The following is a 1,771-nucleotide window of genomic DNA, read 5'->3' as shown; positions in this document are numbered from 1 at the left end:
GTGTTGGAGGAAGTTGCACAAATGGCCTACCACACCATGATGTTGAACCCACACAACGTGCACATGTCACAAACGTTGTTGGATAAGCACTACTTGCGTAAGCACGGTGCGAACGCCTATTACGGTCAAAAGAAGACAGAAGTTACTAACTAACATTCGGGAAATTACTTAAGGGGAATAATGATTATGTTTAACACTAACAACTACAAGTTCTGGTTTATCACGGGTTCACAATTCTTGTACGGACCTGAGACGTTGCAAGAAGTTGAATCAAACGCGAAGAAGATTGTCTATGGCTTGAATGAATCAGGTGTCTTGCCATACCCAGTTGAATTCAAGTTGGTGGCAACGACATCAGAAAACATTGCAGCTGCCATGAAGGAAGCTAACTTCGACGATTCAGTTGCCGGTGTAATTACGTGGATGCACACGTTCTCACCAGCTAAGAACTGGATCCGTGGTACGCAATTGTTGCAAAAGCCATTGTTGCACTTGGCAACGCAATTCTTGAACAACTTGCCTTACGACACGATTGACTTCGACTACATGAACACGAACCAATCAGCCCACGGTGACCGCGAGTACGCCTTCATCAACGCCCGTTTGGGTATCAACAACAAGATCATCTCAGGTCACTGGGCTGACCAAGAAGTGCAAGAAGCCGTTGCTAACTGGATGGACGTAGCAGTTGCCTACAACGAATCATTCAAGATTAAGGTTGTGACATTCGGTGATAAGATGCGTAACGTGGCTGTTACTGACGGTGACAAGGTTGAAGCACAAATCAAGTTCGGTTGGACGGTTGATTACTGGGCTGTTGGTGATTTGGTTGAGGCGGTTAATGCCGTTAACCCTGACGACATCGATGCTAAGTACGCTGAATTGGAAAAGGAATACGACTTCGTTATCGGCGACAATACACCAGAAAAGTTTGAGCACAACGTGAAGTACCAATTGCGTGAGTACTTCGGTATCAAGCACTTCATGGACAAGAATGGTTACACGGCCTTCACGACCAACTTCGAAGACTTGTTCGGTTTGGAGCAATTGCCAGGTTTGGCAGCACAATTGTTGATGGCTGAAGGTTACGGATTTGCTGGTGAAGGTGACTGGAAGACGGCTGCCTTGGTACGCTTGATGAAGATCATGGCCCACAACGAGTCAACGGTCTTCATGGAAGATTACACATTGGACTTCCGTAAGGGTCACGAAGCTATCTTGGGCTCACACATGTTGGAAGTTGACCCAACGATTGCTTCAGACAAGCCACGTGTTGAAGTTCACCCATTGGGAATCGGTGGTAAGGACGATCCTGCACGTTTGGTCTTCACTGGTATGGAAGGTGACGGAATCGACGCCACGATGGCCGACTACGGTAACGAGTTCAAGTTGATGTCATACGATGTAACTGGTAACAAGCCAGAAGCTGAAATGCCTCACTTGCCAGTGGCTAAGCAATTGTGGACGCCTAAGCAAGGTTTGAACAAGGGTGCTGTTGGTTGGATGTCAGTTGGTGGTGGTCACCACACGGTCTTGTCATTCAAGATTACAGCCGAGCAATTGCAAGACTTGTCAAACATGTTCAAGTTGACTTACGTTGACATCAAGGACTAATTAATTAAAAACAAACCCAAAACGTTTTAACTTAACAAATTAACGAACACTCTCAAAATACATCTCGAAAATAACTTAAAAATCTCAAAAGCAAAAGCGACGTCCCCAAAGGCGTCGCTTTTGTGTGTAGGTGGGAACCAACTGACCGGGGTCGTAG

At 46.0% G+C, this 1,771-nt stretch carries 1 protein-coding gene and 1 pseudogene; both read left to right on the top strand.

What is annotated here, in order from left to right:
* Window positions 1-153 (top strand): annotated as a pseudogene (gene araD / locus WEIDD23_RS14635) (L-ribulose-5-phosphate 4-epimerase); the annotation flags it as partial.
* A 33-nt stretch (window positions 154-186) separates the two neighbouring features.
* The gene (gene araA, locus WEIDD23_RS06245; protein ID WP_062358851.1) at window positions 187-1,614 is read left to right on the top strand and encodes an L-arabinose isomerase; all 1,428 of its coding nucleotides are present in this window, start codon (window positions 187-189) and stop codon (window positions 1,612-1,614) included.
* Window positions 1,615-1,771 lie beyond the last annotated feature (157 nt).

The organism is Weissella sp. DD23 (genome assembly GCF_001579105.1).
GTDB lineage: Bacteria > Bacillota > Bacilli > Lactobacillales > Lactobacillaceae > Weissella > Weissella cibaria.
This window is presented reverse-complemented; position numbering and strand designations above follow the sequence as displayed.

Excerpts from the sequence above, each read along its gene's own strand:
- araA (WP_062358851.1), top strand. The coding sequence starts at position 187 with ATGTTTAACACTAACAACTACAAGTTCTGGTTTATCACGGGTTCACAA.